The organism is Vibrio chagasii (genome assembly GCF_024347355.1).
Classification (GTDB): domain Bacteria; phylum Pseudomonadota; class Gammaproteobacteria; order Enterobacterales; family Vibrionaceae; genus Vibrio; species Vibrio chagasii.
The window spans coordinates 119,813-140,503 of the sequence record NZ_AP025467.1 but is presented as its reverse complement, the minus strand read 5'-3'; the positions used below and the strand labels follow the sequence as shown (position 1 = coordinate 140,503).

The window sequence follows — 20,691 nt, the reverse complement described above, 5'->3', positions numbered from 1 at the left end:
TGTTGCTTGGGGGCATACATGTCAGATTTAAAACACACAAAAAAATCACAGAAGGCTTTTGATGAACTACAAGCGATTGGTGTGCCAGTTCTCAAAAACGGTTGGGGTGGGTACTTTCAGATATCTGGTGAGAGTAACGGCACTGAGGTATGGGCTGAGTATTGGGAAGACAGCTACATCAATCCTAAAATTGAACAGATAGTCAAAAAACATGGTCTCTTACTTGAGTGGCATAACCCTGGCGTACTATGTGTTTACTCTGATTAACAGGAACTAGTAAAGAAAAGATGGAGAATCAATTCTCCATCTGCTCATACAGAAAGAGATGTATTTTGCTCTTTAGATACCAAAAACAAGTAAGGGAAAATAAATGCATTTAAACATAGAACAAATTACCGAGCTGGTACTGGAAGCTACAACGTTGGAAAAGATTGAATATGCCTTAGATGTTCTTCGTTTCCCTAATCTAAATGCAGTGATTCTTGATATAACAGCTAATCAACGTTCATTATTGATAGAGCAGTTAGAACAAAATGATTGCGAGTTAGCTATAAATGGTCAGATATAGAGGAAATGGCGGTCATTACAATTTGGTGAAGATACATTATAAAATTAAGAAACCGTTTTCCTGACAAATCGATATAAACCATCGCTATTCACTAAGAATAGCGATGGCCAACTCTCCCTTAATAGGCCATTGCATTTCCTACGCAGACCGAGGCCCACCCCTCCCGCGTTACCTTTGCTGCCCCTCGTTGTTCGTTCCTCACTATGAGGGGCTGTCGCTCGTTCCTCGCCTGATGAAAGCTCAATAGAGTGCATTGCACGTGCCAGCAAAAAGACGCTGTCACGCACCATGCAGAAACTCTATTGGCTTAAGTAAATTTGTTAGCTCAAGGCTGAATGGGCATCAGGACAACCAGAATGCCAACGGTGAAGCGCGATTGTCATACTGGTTGCAGTGATCCTGTTGCCCATAATGCATGGCTTCGCCAGCTAAAAGCGTTTTTAACGCAATCCTTCACGGCTTCGCCTAGATTGCTGACCCTCTTCGAGCCCTATTGTGTATCGTTTGTCCGGCGGGAATGCAATAACTTTAATTATAAATATTAAGTGCTAATTTATGGTAATTGTGTGTATTTTTTCCTATAATATAGTGACTTAAAGAGATGGTCTCTTTATGAATTGCTTGGGGGCAAAAACATTATGAGTAACGAAAATTTAAGCATTAATGCGTACAGTAAGACAGCCATTAAAGCATTGGCAAAACAGCTTGATACTGGCAGTCAGTTAAACGTGCAAGGTGTAGAAGAACTGACGCGAGCTATCTTGGCCGGCAAAATCCGTGTAGAAGCCCATGCGGATAACACTTGGCGTTATGAAGAACTTGCGGGTGATGTATTTAATCCAGAAGTGAACAAAGACTTATGTCCTAAGCAGTTAAAGCGAGAAGAACGAAACTTTAAAGCTCGAATTCAGCGAGCAGGGGTTTGGTTCGTTGAAAGCTCTTATTGGACTGGCCGAAGCTGGGAATCTATTGAAGGGATTTCAGATAATGCGATCGGTGGTTTTGTAGGGGCTGACTTTTTCGGTTCCGGCTACGAGTATCAGATACTCGAAGCAGCACTTATTGCTTACAAGAAACAAGATCTCGATGCAGATGGTTATGTTATTGACCCATTACGCAAAGCAGTGGAGAAAGTAGCATGAGCATTTTGAACCAACTGCAAAGTCAAATCGAAAAACAAACTACTCTTGCGACTTCGCTTGTCACGCTTCAAGCACTGACGACAAGCAATGAAACCGCGATTCATAATAAAAACGCAATCCTGGCATTCGCAAAGTCATCAAGTACCAGTGCTGCGTTGTTGAATTGGCTTGAAAGCCTGGAGCCAAACAAGTTTGTGGTGGAAGGCCAGAACGAACCTATTGATAGCAATTTCAACGGTCACGACATTTATCAACTGACCATCTCATTTGATGAGATGGAATTATCTCAGAAAGTCGTTGATGAAGTTGAAACGACAGGGTCGGTATTTGTTGGAGATTATCTGTACAGTCGATCGGTGGTCTTACCGTCCGAACTTTCAGAAGTTAAAAATGAGGCAGAAGAGTTCATTACTAAGTTGGCGGAAGAAGTGATCGACAACTTTAAAAGTGGCCGTTACCTAGACCAGTACATCCCACAGATTAATGACCTATATACAATTGACCTATTTCTGTATCAGAATCAAATGACTGATTTGAATACGTATATTTATGCAGATACCGTTAACACTGCTGATAAAGAAATGGCGGATGAGTTGTTTAATGAAGCGAAGGACGATCTCAACACAAAGTTTGCTGACGTCATTAAAGCGGACAAGAACGGCGAGATCTCTTATGAGTGCAAATATTTGGACAACGTCTTATCTCGACAATCACTGATAGCCCAAGGTTGCACAAAAGTGGCGTTTATCCATGCGCTTTGTATTTACTCAATTCTCAAAAAGCTGACGTTTGGCCAACAAGTTTACCTACTTCGTAAGTTTCACTTAACGACACCAGTTACTTGTTTTGAAACATGGTTCGAAGATCTTTTAGCTCAATACCAAGAACTGACTGAACTACAAACTAAGCTCCCAGTGATTCAGATGTCAAAAATCTAATCCTGATACTTTTTAAGGCTTCGTTGGAGCCTTAAAAAGTGCTCTCCACTATCAGGCCATTGCATTTCCTACGCGTTCCGAGGCCCACCCTCAGCCCCGCGGTTACCTTTGCTGCCAATCTACAAGCTCATTCTTCGCTGAGAGTGGCTCACGCTCGTCCCTCGCGTTATTTGAAGCACAATAGAGTGCATTGCTCGCGCCAGCAAAAAGACGCTGTCACGCACACTGCAGAGCCTCTATTGTGAGTTCAATATTTCAGCTCAAGGCTGAATCTCCACCAGCCGCAACTAGAATGCCAACGATGGAGCGCGGTTGTCATCCCAGTTGCAGTGGTGCTGGTTGGCATAATGCTTGGCTACGCCAACTAAAAGCATTTCAACGCAATCCTTCACGGCTTCGCCTAGATTGCTGACCCTCTTCGAGCCCTATTGTGTCTGGTTTGTCCGGTGCAAAGTCAACATTTATACTTTACTTTAATTGGTGCTTGTTTATGGTATTAAATGACTGTGAATGATAAAATATAGATAAGAAATCAATAGAGTGAGTACATATTATGATTGAAGAGCAAGTTCTAAAACTACTGGTAGATCCCAATATTATAGCGTCAACCATTGAAGGACTTTGTACTCTATTAGCGTCTCTCATTCCGTCATTCATTGGGTATCGCATTTTCATGCGTTGGAATGAAAAACGACAAAATGACAATCTTGTTTTACGCCTGGCAAAGCAAGTGAAATTCTTCCAGTCAGTTGAGCAAGTTGCTATCGAACACACAAAGCTGTCGCAGCGTGGATTGAGAGCAAAGGTCTTTGAGGCTCATGCAATACGTGGCTATGATCAGTTCACACCGAAGAAAATAGAACGGTTGATTGAAAACTACGAAGCCCGAACCGATGAGTTAGTGCCAACTGAGCATTAAACCCCGAAGGATGAGCTATGTCATTAGGCACAGCTTATCCTCGCGAACGAGCACTCCATTACCAGGGATTCTCCCTAAGCATCACCGTGGCCCACCCACCATGCTTGACCCTAAAGATCAAAAGCCAAATTCGAGTAGATGTCGTTCCTCCCTCCACTCTAAGATGAAGTTCAATACGCACAAGCTAAGCCAATCAAAAACACGATTGTCATAGCTTGTGCAGATGTCTTGAACTCTTTGTTTGGTTAAGCTCAAGGCTGTATGTCCAATAGCGCATTAACGATGCCAGCAAAAAAAGACTGCTGGCATCGTTAAAGCAGGAAGCTATTGGCCATGATGATACTGGCTACGCCAGTCAGTTTATAACGCTTTTCTAAACGGCTTCGCCTAAAAAGCTATCCCTCTTCGAGCCCCATTGTGTCCCGTTTGTCCGGCGACAAGTCAACGGAAATATGTGTGTTTTGTTGGTGCTATATTATGGTAATTTAGTGGTGATTTGCTATAATTACCAATGTTGAAGTTTAATAATTTAACATTTTAAATCAGTTGCTTGGGGGTAAACATGGAACATTTCTACCAAATCAAGACTCGTTCAGAATTCAAAAAAATCATGAATCAAATTAAGGCGCAGAACACTAAAGCTGATTTGCTTTACGATTGCGGCTCCAGCTGTGTAACCGATGGCAACCAAAGGGAGTGTCTTTATCGCACTACTAAGTTTAAAAAGGGATTGCGAGAGCTTACAGTTTCTGAACGCTTCTCGATGGCTTGCAGCATTACAACGCCTGTTAAGTTGGATATTGTCCGCGAAGTGTTTAGCCTTCCTGATTGCCAGATGAACACGCCTCTTTGTGAGGTACCATTTTTCAAGTGGCTTTGCGCAAACATCAATGATTCTTCAGAAGTGACGGGCTTTTTCAATCTTGATCTCGAAAACTTCCTTGCTACGTTAGAGTATGACAGCACATTCTATCGTTTAGGCCCAGAGCAATTTAAAACGGTTAAATATGCTCATTCTCAATTTTTCTACATGAAGCACAAAGGTACACTCGAATTAAATAACACTGAGCCAACGGAGCAAGATGAGCCAACGGAGTTAGCACCGGTTTCAAGTTCAGATCCCGTTCTCGCTGAGTTGGCCACCTTTACGGCGAGCGGTGATACACTTCTGATGCCTAAAGAGCAACTCAATTACTATCCCCAACTAAAAACGCTTTTACAAAAAGCTGACGGTGTTTACCGAAAGAATGCTTTTGTGTTTAAGGGTAAATGTGCTTCAGAAATTCAAGCGAGATTGCTTGAAGGCGAGAAGCTTAATGACAAGAAAAAGTTTCAAATGTTTTGGACTCCGGAGAAATTGGGCGTTAAAGCGATTAAGAAACTAAACCTTAAACCTGAGCACACATGGTTCGAACCGTCAGCAGGTGTGGGGAACTTGGCCGTGTTGGCTCGACAAATCTCTGATCGCGGTACACTTGTCGAAATACACCCTGACAATGTTAAACAACTGGTCTCACAGGGCTTCGATGTAACTCACATTGATTTCATGCAGTTTCACGGAGGGATGTTTGATCGCATTATTGGTAACCCGCCATTTACTAATAATCAGGACATTGAACATATCTTAAAAATGTACCATGACCATTTGCTCCCTGATGGCGAGATGGTTTCATTTGCAAGCCAGTCTTGGTTGGAAGGTAATCAAGCAAAACAGGTAGCTTTTCGAAACTTTTTAAAGAGTGTTGGTGCAGAGATTGAACAGTTAGATGAGAAGGAGTTTTCCTCATCGGGCACCAACGTAAAAACCACGATGATCCACATAAAGAAAGCGAGTTAAATATCTAGCTCCCTCCCTAAAGTCCTCAATTTGAGGACTTTAAATTTACTCTCCACTAATAGGCCATTGCATTTCCTTCGCGTTCCGAGGCCCACCCCTCCCGCGTTACCTTTGCTGCCACACTGTGTTCGTACCTCACAAAGAGTGGCTCACGCTCGTCCCTCGCGTTATTTGAAGCACAATAGAGTGCATTGCTCGCGCCAGCAAAAAAGACGCTGTCACGCACACTGCAGAGCCTCTATTGTGAGTTCAATGTTTCAGCTCAAGGCTGAATGTCCACCAGCCGCAACTAGAATGCCAACGATGGAGCGCGGTTGTCATCCCAGTTGCAGTGGTGCTGGTGGCCATAATGCTTGGCTACGCCAACTAAAAGCATTTCAACGCAATCCTTCACGGCTTCGCCTAGATTGCTGACCCTCTTCGAGCCCTATTGTGTCCGTTTTTTCCGGCGCAAAGTCAACAAATATACTTGTTCTTTTGGGTTGCTAGTATATGGTAATTTATTTTGTTTTGGCATATAATTAATTACAGAGATTAGAAACATTGATTCAATTGCTTGGGGGCAAATCATGATTAAACCAATTCTTGTAACTGTTACGTTTTCAGAAAGTAACCTATTTAGTGAAAACAAATCGTACTCTGTTAATGAATTCGAAGCATTAGCATTCAAGGTTGCGGCAACAGAGGAGCTTGGGGGCGCAAAAACAGATATCATCATCGACTTTGATAATGGTCAGCAATATGAATCTGAACTATGCATTGGTCAATCATTAGAGTCTGACAAGGGTATTGAAAAACGCCTGCGCCAACTGAAGGAATACTTTATTGCGAATGAAGCTCGTTTAAGCGCCACCAATAAACTTGAACATAAATTTCTTACTCTTGTTGACCTTTCAGACATTGATAACACGGAAAACCAAGCAGCTTTGTTTGAGTTCATTAAGCAGGAAGGGATCCGAAAGGAAGAAGCGCAAAAAAATGCTTACGCAGAAAAACAACGCAAACTTGAACTGAGAAGAAAAGAAGAAGCGATTTTTCGTGAATCGTTGAACATTCCAGAAGACGCAAAAGCCGTTATTGTCGCAAGCTTCACAAGCCCATGCCCATCATCGGATCCCTATGCGGATTACTATGCCTCCAAAACAGATAACGTCATTATTCTCGCGTGGTCGAAACACACAAGGGATCTATTCTCTGAGATGCGAAAGGCGGCGTTAAATCACGAATCAACTAAAGCCTTGAATAACAAGGAATTAAGCGTTGAACATCGAGAAAAGTATTCTCTTGGCGCAGGTTATTATCTTACTGATAAAGAGTACATTCGAAACGGGATAGAGATTAAAAAAATTACATTCAAATATTCCAAAACTGACGAGGACAAAGCTCGCCGTATCCCAATGGGCGAAATTGCTATTCCTGGGTATGTTGCTCGTAATGTTGAATCTGAAAAAGACACCAACGATGAAAACAGCGCGGCGGAAGTTAAGCCAGCTTTAGGGGCCATGAAAGTGAAACCTATTGAAACGATGGTACATAGCACTGAGGGACACACAATATTTGTTGTGAACCTTGAAGACCGCGTTGATAAACCGATGTTTATTAAGCTTAACGAACTCGCCAATTCCCATAAGGGCTACTATTCGAAATTCTCAAAGGGTGATGCAAAGCCAGGGTTCCATTTTAGAACCATTGAATCGGCCCAAACTTTTTGCACAGCCATTGCAGGTTCGAACGCTGAGCTCAGTACGCCTATTCATTCGAACCCAAACACTAACCAAGCCGAAGAATTCACCAGTGAAGCCGAAGGCGCTCCGTTCCTGCAAAAGCTTATCGATAAAAAATCAGAGCAAGACCAAACAATCAGCGTTTGGGTTGAAGCTTGTGAAGCAATAACGTTTGTGAACACCGATGAGCCGGAAGAACCAGTAAGAAACGTTAAAGGCGAGGAGCTGATACGTTTTGCTAGCTGTTTTTTAATGGATGAGGTCAAACGCGTTAAGGGCGTAGGGGTTATTCGATATAAAACGGCGGTATTTAATGTTTACTTTGCCAGCAACAAAAGCAGCTATATAAATTAAAAGGTCGTTTATGGTTACCGCATCTTATTACAACATCGATGGTACTGGCGTTAAAATGAAGCCCTTACAATTGGCGAGTACTATCGATGAAAGCATAGAGTTATGTTTGAGCTCATTTGCTGATCAAGGCATCACTTTGCTGACGAAGGCGAAGCATTTCGTCACCTTTGAGGTAACCGTTGATTCAATCAGTTATAAAAAGGAAGACAAGGAAAAGGAAAACCCGATCGTCAGGAAAGTTAAAGCTCGCTTGCTGCTTCATTATTAACCCTAATTCCTTGCGGTTCACCGCAAGGAAGCTCTCCCTTATCAGGCCATTGCATTTCCTACGCAGACCGAGGCCCACCCCTCCCGCGTTACCTTTGCTGCCACACTAGCGCTCGTTCCTCACTAAGAGTGGCTCAGCTCGTCCCTCGCTTTGTTTAAAGCCCAATAGGATGCAGAGCTCGCGCCAGCAAAAAGACGCTGTCACGCGCCCTGCAGCGGCTCCTATTGGACAAGAAGCAATTGTTAGCTCAAGGCTGAATGTCCACCAGCTGCCAACAGAATGCCAACGATGGAGCGAAGTTGTCATGCTGTCAGCAGTAAAGCTGGTGGCCATAAGGATTGGCTTCGCCAGCTAAAAGCGTTTTTATCGCAATCCTTCACGGCTTCGCCTTGATTGCTGACCCTCTTCGAGCCCCATTGTGTCTCCTTTGTCCGGCGCAAAGTCAATGAATTTATTTGCATATTTTTGGTGTTAGTTTATGGTAAAAAACTGCGTGTTTGCTATAATTTAAACAGTTGGAAGACATGAGGTTTTCCACATAAATCATATGCTTGGGGGCGTTATGAACACAGTTATTCAAAACTTAAAAAACATCCAGTTCTGCCATGTGTTAGGCGGAGCAAAGTCGGTTTCTGATATCGATTTCATTTCCCTAGTAGAAAATGAAGCAGGCCATTTTGGTAATTTTGCCATGAAGGACGCTGAGACAGGCATGGTGCGTCTACATAAGCTTGTTCTAGCAACCAGCCCTAACACGGAGACATATCAACGATTGATCGATTCTATAAAGAGCGGAAACACTGAAGATATCGTTTTCTATCATGTAGAGCCTCTTACATTCCCATCAATCGAAGACATGATCGACTATATGGGAATCGAAGGTATTAACGCCGATGAGCAGGAGCTTAAGATCACAGACCTTAAAAGTCTGGAGGTGGCAGCATGAAGGCCAATATTTTCATTTTGCTAGTTTGCGCGTGTATTACCCCTTCAGTAATGGCGATCATTGAGATGGAAACAGAACAATATCGCAGTGTATACATGAAGGACATCTCGGTATCAGTAGTGGCGAAGGGATTGGAGGGAGATAAAAGTAAATGTGCTTTAACAGCGCACTATCGTGGCCATACGGTCCAATCGAGGGAATACTTAACCGATAAAGCACCAATATCGGCGCGAGATTGTACGACTCAGGACAATATCAATCGGTTTGCCGTAAAGGCCCGAAAAGTACTGAGAGACAAAATACAGTCACTACAGTAAATAGTATTCAGTGTTTACGGTAGTTGCCGTAAACACTGAATACCAGGCTCTCCCTTAATAGGCCATTGCATTTCCTACGCAGACCGAGGCCCACCCCTCCCGCGTTACCTTTGCTGCCCCACGTTGTTCGTTCCTCACTATGAGGGGCTGTCGCTCGTTCCTCGCTTGATGAAAGCCCAATAGGATGCATTGCTCGCGCCAGCAAAAAGACGCTGTCACGTGCTCTGCAGGGATTCCTATTGGACTAATGAAATTTGTTTGCTCAAGGCTGTATGTCCACCAGCTGCAACCAGAATGCCAACGATGGAACGCGATTGTCATACCGGTTGCAGTGATGCTGGTGGCCAGAATGCTTGGCTTCGCCATCTAAAATCATTTCAACGCAATTCTTAACGGCTTCGCCTAAATTGCTGACCCTCTTTCGAGCCCTATTGTGTCGCCTTTTTCCGGCAGGAAGGCAAGAACAATATTCACATTTATTTGGTGTTAGTTTATGGTAATTAATTGGTGTTTTTAGTATAATTAGTTATGTGCTTGAAACAGCAAAATTAATCTTGTTAGGGGTATCAATCCATGATTTATCTAGTTAACGAATATGGTCACTACTTTGAAATCTCAGCCAAAGCATGGGAGGTCTTTGACAGCTATTACCTGCAAAGAGCGGGTTGCGACATATACACGTCAAAAAGCTCGATGTACGAGGCATATATGAAATCGACTGGACTCAAACTTGATGAAATCGAAGGTAATGAAATCAAGATTGATGTGAACGAAAAGAATGAACTGATTGAGAGCTCACACAGCAAGACAACAATCATCGAAGATGAAGAATACGATGATTGGCTAGCAGCTTATCAATTGTAGTGTGTAGTACTCTAACGGACTGCAACATAGCTACATTAGAAATCAAATAATAGACATAAAGCTTGGGGGCAATATGAAAAATCACAATTTATGCATACCAGAAGTTATTTCGAAGCGACTCGCCATCACTGAGTACGCAGATGGCCGAAGAAAGGTACAAATTTCTAGCAACATGCTCGATATGATCGGTTTGCCTGCTGAAACCAAAGTCGTTGAACGCGTATTGGATTCTGGCGGTTACATCATTGAGCGTGCCGATGCTCAGATGTTTTGTCGTAAGCCTAAAAAGGTGTACCAGAGAGAATACAAGACTCGCCGTTCAAACCCTTTTGAATCTGTGATTGAAACAACCTCTAAGGCGATTTTAAGTAGCATACCCACTTCAGCGAAGTTTGTTCATATCACCATGCTTTATGGTCGAGTGATCGTTAAAAGTGTGGTTGATAAAGTGGCCGAGCGATTGGCTACTTTCATGACCTCAAAAAAACCTAACACAGTGTTTGCCGCTTGCAGTTCAGGCATTGATGCCCATGCCGCGCAAAGCGTTGGTTTTGATATCGTGTCGGGTTTAGACTGGCGTCCAAATGAGGCCCGAGACAAAAAAGATCTTACTGAAACAGGGATGCTATCTTTCCTGTCCAATATTAAAGGACTCAAGCATTTTTTTAACGAAGACATTTACGAATTATCAAGCAGTTACGTAAAGCACATCACCAAGGGTAACCCTTCGAATCTATTCATAGTATCTTCACAATGTGATGACTTCAGTGTAGCTAAATCGAGCGGTGCGAAGGCAGATTCATTGGCTAACTTATCAAGTACTCTCGACATGATCTTGCCAATATTGTCTTTTATCAAAGAGATGGGTTTTCCAATGGTCATGATGGAAAATGTTGCCCCTTTTGGTAACAGCCAGATGGCGGATGTTTGGGACCTTCAGCTTCGAAGAATGGGGTATCAAACTTACTCCAAAATTATCGATGCACGTGATCATGAAGGTCATACGAGCCGAAAGCGTTTTTTTTCATTCGCAAGTATTCTACCAGTGCCATTTGAGTGGCCAGAAACTCAAGCTCGACCGGAAACACCGCTATGGGATCGTTTAATAAAAGGCAACCTAGAACGTTTTCGTGATGTTAGCCACTCTGTAAGCCTTCAGAAAGGAGTGGAGACAGGTCGCATTCGAATGATTGACCGCCATAAAACACACTCACCAACCCCACTAAAAAGCCAACTTAGAATGTGTAAGGACAGTGTTTGTATAGAGGGGGAAAATGGGGAGATTCTGTTTCCAGATGAAGCCCTTTTGAAAGAGCTTATGACAATCCCGAGTGAATTTAATTTGGATATTTCAACCACCACAATCGCTTCGGAAATTATTGGACAAGGCGTGGATTATTCACTATACCAACAGCTCATGTTGTCAGTTAAACAACATATGGAGTTATGTCGTCCAGTGGGGGAGTCTGACAACTATCAATACGGTCTAGCGGTCTAATCCAAATGGGAATACCAATGCAAGATTTAGTGATAATTCATGAAATGGATGGAGAGGATGAACTGTACTCTCTTCATTTTATAGGAAAGGCGGAAGACTATGGATTCAGTGATGAGTCCGATTATCTCACTGCCGTTGATGCCCATGAAATCGCTGCTGAAGTGGCAAGAGAAACGGATAGTCAAATTAAATGGGAAGGCACAAAGCCTTCGTGGTGTTAAGGGAAATGAATATGAACAACACTGCATTAAAATTGGTATCAAGCAATGATGATTTCAAACACTTCCAAACGGAAGAAGAGATCAGGCAAGAGTTTGCACTTTCAGCGAAAACCAGTATCGCGAGAAAATCAGTAAGCGCACCACTAAAGCAATTCATTGCACAGTTTCCGCATTTTATTGATGGCTCAGCGCTCAATTACGCAAAAGGTCGTGAGGAGCATTGCTTAGACACCATTGCAATTAGCGAGCTGGCGGGTAATTGTCGCGAATACGACTACACGTTTAAGCCCGACATTGACGTGCTCAAAGCCCATTTCAATTTCGTCTACTGTGGCTATTGTGTTAATACTCTTCCTCCGGCACCTCGGATGCAGGTTTGGCGTACTTTGGCCAAACTTTGTAGTGAATACAGAGGTGTTGTTGTAGTGTCGGCTCGATCCAACACAGACCGCAGCATAAAAGGGGCTAAGTGTTTTGATGGTGTACGTACATCAAAACTTGGTACCTTCCAGATCGGCTATAAGAAAGACCAATTAAAACAAGAAGCGTTAGAGCAATTCGAATATGTTGAAGAAATCGGGACCAAAGGTGCATACCGAATCGTAATTTGTAGCCATAATCCAATCACGCTTTAGATTTCTAGACTCTTATGGGGCCCATAAGAGTTACACTCCATTATCAGGGATTCTCCCTACGCATCACCGTGGCCCACCCACCATGCTATACCCTGCTCGTTCCTCGCTACGCTCAAGGCTGTATGTCCACCAGCCGCAACCAGAATGCCAACGATGAAGCGCGATTGTCATACAGGCTGCAGTAAGACTGGTGGCCATAAGGATTGGCTTCGCCATCTAAAAGCTTTTTCAACGCAATCCTTAACGGCTTCGCCTAGATTGCTGACCCTCTTCGAGCCCCATTGTGTCTCCTTTGTCCGGCGCAAAGTCAACTTATTTAAATACATATAATTGTTGTTAGTTTATGGTAATTGTTTGGCGGTTTGATATAATGAAAACAGTTGGAAAGCATAACGCTTTCAATAAATTAGATGCTTGGGGGCACTTATGAAAACAGTAATTTTTAACTCAAATGTAATCAACGAAGTCAAAAAGAATGGACCCGTTAAACTGGTATGGGCAAACGAACTGGTGGGCGGTGTCCTCACAAATCAAAAACCTGTTTTTACTGAAGAGTCTAAATCAATCGGACTTGAAGCCATCATTCTTGATAGCTATACCGCTAGTGCAATGGTCAAAGTCATGGGTGCGCTGAGCGAAGGCGTCAAAGAAAAGGTGATTAAACGAATCGATTCAGATCGCGCTTATTTTGGAATGTTTGTTGAGCAGGTCTGGAATTGCGTCAAATAATACAATGATTTGAGCCCATGTTTTATTGGGCTCAAACTATTCTCCACTAATAGGCCATTGCATTTCCTACGCGTTCCGAGGCCCACCCCTCCCGCGTTACCTTTGCTGTCACTCTAGCGCTCGTTCCTCGCTAAGAGTGACACACGCTCGTCCCTCGCGTTATTTGAAGCACAATAGAGTGCATTGCTCGCGCCAGCAAAAAAGACGCTGTCACGCACACTGCAGAGCCTCTATTGTGAGTTCAATGTTTCAGCTCAAGGCTGAATGTCCACCAGCCGCAACTAGAATGCCAACGATGGAGCGCGGTTGTCATCCCAGTTGCGGCTGGTGGCCATAATGCTTGGCTACGCCAACTAAAAGCATTTCAACGCAATCCTTCACGGCTTCGCCTAGATTGCTGACCCTCTTCGAGCCCTATTGTGTCTCGTTTGTCCCGCGGTAAGTCAACCTATATATCTTAATGAAATGACTGTTAACTTATGGTAATTTAGTGGGGTTTTGCTATAATTTAAACAGTTGAGAGATATACGTTCTTTCTTAAATATCACATGCTTGGGGGCATACAATGAAAATTTCTTTAGTACAACAAAAAATCAATGCAATTCTTGAAGAAAACCCATCTCTTAAAGTCTACCTAGGCGATTTTAACGCCGAAGAAGTAGAACGTTGTTTTCATGGCCAAAGTCAATCCCCAGAGCGCCGAGCAGCAATTTTTATAATTGATTTTGCCCAACGTGTTCAGGCGTTTGAAGTCAATTTAACCAAAGCCGTTACGGCTACATTGAAGTCAAATGTTGTTAAGTCGTTCACCGATACCGATGAAGCGATCAAGGAGCAGGTCGAACGCTTTAAAGTCGCATTAAAAGGAAAAGCTGACGCTCAACTGGCGGCGGAGTCACGTTGTATTAGCTGGCACGTAACGGGCCCAGCTCGTTTTCCGAAGGCGAAAGCGGAAAAGGCAAACAAGTCAGCGCGTGATGCAGCCGATAACATTTCTGATTTGTGTAAAAAAGCGGTTAAACGTGCGATGAAGCAACTTTTCCCTGAAGGGGATGGCACTATTACAAAGATGTCGAGCTCTAACCCTTCAGTAGCGATCAAAGCGGAATTAGAAACACAGCAACGCAATCATGAGTTTATGAAAATTGCTAATCGTCACGTTCCAAAGGCGTATGTTGCTGCGGGTACCGAAAAGCTAAACGCTGAACAAACGCAAAAACTAAAAGCGACTTTATTAGAAAAGGGCATTCCTGAAACAGAGCTTGAAATCTACATGGAACCAAACCCAATCAAGGTAACGTGGGGACGATTCTCAACAGAGAATAGCAACGCCAAAATCCGCCGCCTGAAAGGCCGTTTAGCCGAAGCGATAAAGCTTGAAGAAACACGCAGTGAAGGCTCTCTAGAAGGTGAACTAGAGAACGGGATTACTTATGGGATTGTCGATGGACGTATCGCTATTTGGTTAGGTGGTAAGCCTGGGAAAGACATCACATCAGCTTTACGCAAGTTTAGCCTTAAATTTTCACCTTCTCGCAATAATGCTTGGGTTCGAGCGCATACAGCTAATGCAGAGGCGGCTTTTAAACGTTCAATTAAACCATTTTTAGAAACCTTGGATACGTCAACGTTCGCGTAACTGATTTAGCCAGTGAGAACGGTCTAAGCCTTCATAAAGATATGAAGGCTTTTTTGTTCAACATTTCTCTCCCTTAATAGGCCATTGCATTTCCTACGCACTCCGAGGCCCACCCTCAATCCCGCGGTTACCTTTGCTGCCCTCTAACGCTCGTACCTCGCTGAGAGTGGCTGACGCTCGTTCCTCGCTGTATTTGATACCCAATAGGGCGCATTGCTCGCGCCAGCAAAAAGACGCTGTCACGCACCCTGCAGTGGCTCCTATTGGGTAATAAACGTTTGTTAGCTCAAGGCTGCATGCCCACCAGCTGCATCCAGAATGCCAACGATGAAGCGCCGTTGTCATCCTGGATGCAGTAAAGCTGCTGGCCATAATGATTGGCTTCGCCAACTAAAAGCATTTTCAACGCAATCCTTAACGGCTTCGCCTGGATTGCTGACCCTCTTCGAGCCCCATTGTGTCTCGTTTGTCCGGTAGGAAATCAAGAACTATAATCTTAATTATTAATGCTAGTTTATGGTAATAAGTGTTGTTTTTGATTATAATTAACACATGAAAAATGTATATAAAGTGCTTGGGGGCATTAAACCATGGAAATACAAAGAAAGCATACGAGATTCGATATCATCTTATTTAAAAATAAGGTCTGTATCGTAAAAAAATCAGGAGCTAAGGGGGAAATTTGGAAGTGGTCTGATTCAGATATGCAAATCAAAATTGAATCAAACATTGATTTTAAAAACCAAAATTACGAGTACCGTGATCGGAACAATCTTCACTCTGAACTTAGACGGTTATATGATCGTGAAACGATGACAATATCTAATGGAAAGTATGTAACCTTTAAGACTGAAGATAAAAAGGTCTTAAGTGGGCTGGTCATCCGAGGTGGTAGAGCACCAACAATTCTCTTAGAAGATGGAACCACTAAGCTAAAGATTGATGCAAGTGATGTTAGAGAAATAACACCACCGATAATTACTACACCAGAAATTTTAAAGAAATGGATAGTGAAAGAGTTGAAGTTTAGCGGTGATGATATATTTCATGCACGAAAATTCTCATTATCGCTTTACAAAGAAAGGGGAATTAATAGGAGGCCCATAAAATTATGGGGGATATCAAGTAATTCAGTTAACGAAACTCGATCTATTGGCGCTCAATTAAATGATTTGCCAATTGAATTTACACAAGACATGAAAGAGCTTTGCGACTCACTGAACGTTGAATATCTCGGTAATGAATTAGCAATTCTATTTTGGTTAGGTATTGGGCGACAACAGTACGTTACTTTAGTGAACTACCTAGCACTATCAGCACGTGTAACTGACTAGTTTTTTCGAATAATAATTTATCTTTTAAGGTTTTATAGTATACTGATTTTTGCAGTGTTTTTTATTGAATAAAGGAGTATATTATGAATAGGGCTTGTCTTTTAGTGATGAGTTGTATTTCAATAAGCAGCTACGCCGAACTGAAACCTCCACACAATTCAAGTAGTTACGATCGTGTAATACCGAATGATAACCATCAGCAAACCTACATAGGAGCCATTGGCTTTGATGATTCAACGGGGAAGTTTACCAACGGATCGGAGACTGGTTCGACGGCACCACCAGCACCAGATGTAGAGACGTTACCAAAACCTAAGCCGAAGCCGAAGCCGAAGCCGAAGCCAAAACCTAAGCCAAAGCCAACTACAGTCGCAATAAACTGTGGTTGTGCCCAAGTTACTGTTCGAGCCGATGGGATAACACCTACACATCCTAGTGGTTGCTTCAACCCCAAGCGAGCTAGAAACTACATGGCAACATTTCCAGGTTATTCAGCAGCTTTATGGAATGGAGCTTATGGTTCTTATTGGCCATATCTTGATTCTGTGGGCTTTATTGCTACGTATAACATTGTTAACCCAGCAAGACCGTATATTGTAAAAACGGAAATTTATTCTAATCATGGACGAAAAACTGTTAATTTGAAAAGCGATGCCTTTGTTTTCTCTCCACCGATTTTAGATACGGCTACACCATCTTGTAGCGTTACTTTAATAAACCCTGCAAGATTGTATAGTGAGTGCGGTTGGTCTGGAAGATGGATGAAATTGATTGGTGCTGGTTATAATTCTGTTAATAAGAATAACGTCAGCAGGTATACTACTTCTGGAGTTGTGGGCAACCTTCCCGTTCATCCAACGTGTCATGGTGGCCCAACATATTTTCATTAGTGGTTAAAAAACAACCAGAATTCATTAGCTTAAGGGGCAACTCTCTTTGAGCTAATGCTTTCGTTACCTAACATATATAAGAGTTTAACCAGTTCTCTCCCTTATTAGGCCATTGCATTTCCTACGCAGTCCGAGGCCCACCCTCATTCCCGCGATTACCTTTGCTGCCCCTCTAGCGCTCGTTCCTCACTGAGAGTGGCTGACGCTCGTTCCTCGCTTTGTTTTAAGCCCAATAGGGTGCATTGCTCGCGCCAGCAAAAAGACGCTGTCACGCGCCCTGCAGCCGCTCCTATTGGACAAGAAGCATTTGTTAGCTCAAGGCTGAATGTCCACCAGCAGCAACCAGAATGCCAACGATGAAGCGCGATTGTCATCCCAGTTGCAGTGATGCTGGTGGACATAAGGATTGGCTTCGCCATCTAAAAGTGTTTTTAACGCAATCCTTCACGGCTTCGCCTAGATTGCTGACCCTCTTCGAGCCCCATTGTGTCCCGTTTGTCCGGCGGCAAGTCAACTAATTTAATTTACTTTATTTGGTGTTAACTTATGGTATTTAATAGCCGTAACCACTATAATTAGTACTGAAGATAAATGATCTTATTATTGCTTGGGGGCATAGTCATGATTTCGAATTCAGGGTTAGTAACACAGTTCAAACAGTACGCGAAAACGCAGGCCGATATTGGCTATGACGTGTTTATCGGTGCTTTCTCAGACAGTGATTTGGAAGAGTTTTTTGCAGAGCGTAACGCTACAGATATCGACTCCGCGATTGCGGCGGCATCTCGTTATACAGCCACTTACTAAGAGTACTGGAGAAGAGTATGAAAACCATCATTCAAAACCTACAAAAAGTGCCTTTTGCTTCAGTAACTGGAGCAGCTCAACGTATTGTAGACATGCGTCTAATCGTTATTGATGAGCGTCCATATGGAACCTTCGCCAACTGCATGATTGTCGACTCAGATAATGGCCGCACCGAGCTCGTTGAGTTGGTCGCCGATCAACCTCTTGCAAAGCTAAAGGACTTCATCGAATCGGTGAAGCTGAGAGGTTGGGAATCGTTGCACTACCCAAACTTAGAAGACGCTGCCGACTTGTTCGACATCTCTAATGATTCGCTTGTTGCTGATTTTAAAATCACACAGGTGCCATTTGAGGAGTACGCAGCATGAACCAATCAAAATTCTTACTCTTCATCTTGCTCGCTTGCATCTCCCCGCTGAAGGTGGCGACAGCAAGCAATACAGCGATCCATTTTTATTCCGGCTTAATCATAAACATTGAAGAAAGCCGCCGCGGTTGCACCATAGTGGCGACATTCGAAGGTCAAGTTATACAAACCGAGCGAGCTCGTTACCAGTGCTTTCGAGATGAAATCGGAAGCTTCAGCTTAAGAGCACAATCAAAAACCAACTAATTCCCCTCAAAGAAGGGGCTCTCCCTTATCAGGCCATTGCATTTCCTACGCACTCCGAGGCCCACCCCTCCCGCGTTACCTTTGCTGCCCCTCTACCACTCGTTCCTCGTTTAGAGCGGCTGAAGCTCGTCCCTCGCTGTGTGTAATGCCCTATAGGTTGCATTACACGTGCCAGAAAAAAGACGCTGTCACGTGCATTGCAGTGATACCTATAGGTCAAAGTAAATTTTATTAGCTCAAGGCTGCAAGGCCAACAGCCGCAACCAGAATGCCAACGGAGAAGCGCGATTGTCATACCAGTTGCAGAACGCTGGTGGCCTTAATGTATGGCTTCGCCAACTAAAAGCTTTTTAACGCAATCCTTCACGGCTTCGCCTAGATTGCTGACCCTCTTCGAGCCCTATTGTGTCTCCTTTGTCCGGTGGCAAGTCAACGATTTAAATTGCAATTTGTTGGTGTTAGTTTATGGTAATTGCTGCGGGTGTTTAGTATACTTAAGTCAGTTGAGAAATTCACCTTGACCTATAAATTCAATTGCTTGGGGGCAAATATGAACTTTGAAAAAACAATGATTCTAGAGAAAGTAAAAATCTTAGCTTCGGACTTGCAGGTTTTCTGGAGTAAGGAAGATTTGAGTGAAACTGAATTTTTCTCTACATCTGAACTAGAGCTCTATTTATATAATAATGGCTTTGCCTCTGAACTCTCACGCTTGAACATGTCTGATCCAGTGAGTGACGAGCGCCTTAAAGAATTAACCGCTCATATTGACGAACAAGTTACTCATCTAAAAACTTTGAAATCCGTGCATGACATTCGTGTGATTGTCGATGTGCTTAAAAACGAGCCTGCATTCTCGAAGTCAAAAGATACAATTTTCGAAACATGGCTGTTGCTAGAGCGTATGTCGTTAATGGTAAATTTGGACGAAATGACAATGCGCGATCTGCATGCCTTGATTCGACATTACGAGCTTGCAGTTCCAGTTGATGCCTTTTTTCAATGGTTGAGTGCGCTAGTGGAGAAAGTTTCAGAATCCCAATCTTTGAAGAATGAAGCTAACGCGCATATTGAACAAGGGCTAACTATTAGTGCAATTCATTGTCTCACATCGGGTGACGCAAACGAGCTTGATGCCGATGTGCTTTACACAATTGGGGTTAACGCAGACAAAACATTCACAACCCCTTGTGGTACTGAAAGGCTGACGTTTGACATTAATGCCGGTTGGACAAATCAAGACTATGAAAAATGGGAAATGAATGAATACTGCCTGCCTTACAATGAGACGCATGCGGCCACCGATTTGGTTGAAGTTTAACACCTAGACGTTGTGAAATTTAGTAAGTAAAGCGCTGTGTCTTGATTCTCTAACTAAGACACAGAAACTCTCCCTTATCACGCCATTGCATTTCCTACGCAGTCCGAGGCCCACCCTCACTCCCGCGGTTACCTTTGCTGCCACACTAGCGCTCGTTCCTCACTAAGAGTGGCTCAGCTCGTCCCTCGCTTTGGTGAAAGCCCAATAGGATGCTGAGCTCGCGCCAGCAAAAAGACGCTGTCACGCGCCCTGCAGGACCTCCTATTGGTCTAAAAGATATTTGTTAGCTCAAGGCTGAATGTCCACCAGCCGCATCCGTCATGCCAACGATGAAGCGCGATTGTAATGACGGATGCAGGAATGCTGGTGGCCATAAGGAATTGGCTTCGCCACCTAAAAGCATTTCAACGCTTTTCTTAACGGCTTCGCCTAAAAAGCTGACCCTCTTCGAGCCCCATTGTGTCCCCTTTGTCCGGCGCAAAGTCAACATATTTAATTACATATAATAGTTGCTAGTTTATGGTAATTTGTCGGCAGTTTGATATAATAGGAACAGTTGGGAAACATAGGGTTAACCAACAGATTGAGTGCTTGGGGGCATGTATGACAATTTCAACTTTTACACACGAAACAACAGGTAAAGAAACATACAAAGCGGTTAAGGTTTTCCTGCCGGAAGTGACAAAAAATGTTAAAGCGGTTTACTGCGTAGAGCTCCAAGCTGTTTTGTTCAGTGGCGGCGAGCTATACACAAACTCATTCATTGATGATTTCGTTAATGAATCAATTTCTGGCAACCTTGAATTTATGCCTGTTTTCCCTATTGAAAAGGACGAGCGCGATAACGTTATCCGTGTTCGTATGGGAGTGGCTGATAAGCCTTCATGTGTCGTAATTGATGAGAATGAAGCCTTTCCCAATTCACTTCATTACCACCATTTCGTCATTTACAACGATGAAAACGGAATCATCCACCAAGTTGTAGACACAACGCAGCAATGTGATGAGCTGATCACCGAGCAGTACCGCCGATTAAAGCGCTCAAACCTGCAATTCAAAGATTTAAGGTATTGGTCTGATAACGGCAACCATAAAGAACGCCTAACAGGTGCCATGGTCTTTTAAGA

Annotated in this window: 23 protein-coding genes; 22 read left to right on the top strand and 1 reads right to left on the bottom strand. The window is 43.3% G+C overall.

The window, feature by feature from the left end; genetic code table 11:
* Positions 1-18: 18 nt before the first annotated feature.
* The 16 genes from OCV52_RS24565 to OCV52_RS24490 all read left to right on the top strand — a co-directional run bounded on the left by OCV52_RS24565 (position 19) and on the right by OCV52_RS24490 (position 15,933).
* The gene (locus OCV52_RS24565) at positions 19-267 is read left to right on the top strand and encodes a hypothetical protein (protein ID WP_137406681.1); all 249 of its coding nucleotides are present in this window, start codon (positions 19-21) and stop codon (positions 265-267) included.
* Positions 268-370: 103 nt separating this feature from the next.
* The gene (locus OCV52_RS24560; protein WP_137406682.1) at positions 371-568 is read left to right on the top strand and encodes a hypothetical protein; all 198 of its coding nucleotides are present in this window, start codon (positions 371-373) and stop codon (positions 566-568) included.
* 638 nt (positions 569-1,206) lie between these two features.
* Entirely contained in the window at positions 1,207-1,710 is a 504-nt protein-coding gene (locus OCV52_RS24555) for a hypothetical protein (protein WP_137406683.1), read from the top strand.
* Positions 1,707-2,648, top strand: coding sequence for a hypothetical protein (locus OCV52_RS24550; protein WP_137406684.1), 942 nt, complete (start codon positions 1,707-1,709; stop codon positions 2,646-2,648). Before OCV52_RS24555 ends, OCV52_RS24550 begins: the two co-directional genes overlap by 4 nt.
* Before the next feature lie 553 nt (positions 2,649-3,201).
* A complete protein-coding gene (locus tag OCV52_RS24545) occupies positions 3,202-3,567 on the top strand; it encodes a hypothetical protein (RefSeq protein WP_137406685.1) in 366 nt (121 codons plus the stop codon).
* 562 nt (positions 3,568-4,129) lie between these two features.
* Positions 4,130-5,404, top strand: a complete 1,275-nt coding sequence (locus OCV52_RS24540) for a class I SAM-dependent methyltransferase (protein WP_137406686.1) — start codon at positions 4,130-4,132, stop codon at positions 5,402-5,404.
* A 569-nt stretch (positions 5,405-5,973) separates the two neighbouring features.
* The gene (locus tag OCV52_RS24535; protein ID WP_137406504.1) at positions 5,974-7,482 is read left to right on the top strand and encodes an LPD25 domain-containing protein; all 1,509 of its coding nucleotides are present in this window, start codon (positions 5,974-5,976) and stop codon (positions 7,480-7,482) included.
* Between the two features lie 10 nt (positions 7,483-7,492).
* Entirely contained in the window at positions 7,493-7,750 is a 258-nt protein-coding gene (locus tag OCV52_RS24530; protein WP_137406505.1) for a hypothetical protein, read from the top strand.
* Between the two features lie 562 nt (positions 7,751-8,312).
* Entirely contained in the window at positions 8,313-8,696 is a 384-nt protein-coding gene (locus OCV52_RS24525; RefSeq protein ID WP_137406506.1) for a hypothetical protein, read from the top strand.
* Positions 8,697-9,586: 890 nt separating this feature from the next.
* Entirely contained in the window at positions 9,587-9,877 is a 291-nt protein-coding gene (locus OCV52_RS24520) for a hypothetical protein (RefSeq protein ID WP_137406507.1), read from the top strand.
* Positions 9,878-9,950: 73 nt separating this feature from the next.
* The gene (locus OCV52_RS24515) at positions 9,951-11,375 is read left to right on the top strand and encodes a DNA cytosine methyltransferase (protein ID WP_137406508.1); all 1,425 of its coding nucleotides are present in this window, start codon (positions 9,951-9,953) and stop codon (positions 11,373-11,375) included.
* Positions 11,376-11,392: 17 nt separating this feature from the next.
* Complete coding sequence (locus tag OCV52_RS24510) at positions 11,393-11,596, top strand: hypothetical protein (RefSeq protein ID WP_137406509.1); 204 nt, start codon at positions 11,393-11,395, stop codon at positions 11,594-11,596.
* Between the two features lie 11 nt (positions 11,597-11,607).
* Positions 11,608-12,231 (top strand): hypothetical protein, encoded by a 624-nt coding sequence (locus OCV52_RS24505; protein WP_137406510.1) that lies wholly within the window; start codon positions 11,608-11,610, stop codon positions 12,229-12,231.
* A gap of 426 nt (positions 12,232-12,657) precedes the next feature.
* A complete protein-coding gene (locus tag OCV52_RS24500; protein ID WP_137406511.1) occupies positions 12,658-12,960 on the top strand; it encodes a hypothetical protein in 303 nt (100 codons plus the stop codon).
* A 565-nt stretch (positions 12,961-13,525) separates the two neighbouring features.
* Positions 13,526-14,599: a hypothetical protein gene (locus OCV52_RS24495; protein ID WP_137406512.1), complete on the top strand. Its 1,074-nt coding sequence runs from the start codon at positions 13,526-13,528 to the stop codon at positions 14,597-14,599.
* A 590-nt stretch (positions 14,600-15,189) separates the two neighbouring features.
* A complete protein-coding gene (locus tag OCV52_RS24490; RefSeq protein WP_137406513.1) occupies positions 15,190-15,933 on the top strand; it encodes a hypothetical protein in 744 nt (247 codons plus the stop codon).
* Positions 15,934-16,138: 205 nt separating this feature from the next.
* Here OCV52_RS24490 and OCV52_RS24485 read toward each other — a convergent pair whose 3' ends face one another.
* Complete coding sequence (locus OCV52_RS24485) at positions 16,139-16,381, bottom strand: hypothetical protein (RefSeq protein WP_170222407.1); 243 nt, start codon at positions 16,379-16,381, stop codon at positions 16,139-16,141.
* Between the two features lie 22 nt (positions 16,382-16,403).
* On the opposite strand from OCV52_RS24485, the gene OCV52_RS24480 reads away from it, so the two are divergent.
* The 6 genes from OCV52_RS24480 to OCV52_RS24455 all read left to right on the top strand — a co-directional run bounded on the left by OCV52_RS24480 (position 16,404) and on the right by OCV52_RS24455 (position 20,689).
* The gene (locus tag OCV52_RS24480; protein ID WP_170222408.1) at positions 16,404-16,823 is read left to right on the top strand and encodes a hypothetical protein; all 420 of its coding nucleotides are present in this window, start codon (positions 16,404-16,406) and stop codon (positions 16,821-16,823) included.
* A gap of 621 nt (positions 16,824-17,444) precedes the next feature.
* Complete coding sequence (locus OCV52_RS24475; RefSeq protein WP_137406515.1) at positions 17,445-17,630, top strand: hypothetical protein; 186 nt, start codon at positions 17,445-17,447, stop codon at positions 17,628-17,630.
* Between the two features lie 17 nt (positions 17,631-17,647).
* Entirely contained in the window at positions 17,648-17,998 is a 351-nt protein-coding gene (locus OCV52_RS24470) for a hypothetical protein (RefSeq protein ID WP_137406516.1), read from the top strand.
* The gene (locus tag OCV52_RS24465) at positions 17,995-18,243 is read left to right on the top strand and encodes a hypothetical protein (RefSeq protein ID WP_137406517.1); all 249 of its coding nucleotides are present in this window, start codon (positions 17,995-17,997) and stop codon (positions 18,241-18,243) included. The genes OCV52_RS24470 and OCV52_RS24465 overlap by 4 nt, the downstream gene beginning before the upstream one ends.
* Positions 18,244-18,793: 550 nt before the next feature.
* Positions 18,794-19,564 (top strand): hypothetical protein, encoded by a 771-nt coding sequence (locus OCV52_RS24460; protein ID WP_137406518.1) that lies wholly within the window; start codon positions 18,794-18,796, stop codon positions 19,562-19,564.
* A gap of 603 nt (positions 19,565-20,167) precedes the next feature.
* Positions 20,168-20,689: a hypothetical protein gene (locus tag OCV52_RS24455; protein WP_240700651.1), complete on the top strand. Its 522-nt coding sequence runs from the start codon at positions 20,168-20,170 to the stop codon at positions 20,687-20,689.
* Positions 20,690-20,691: the final 2 nt, after the last annotated feature.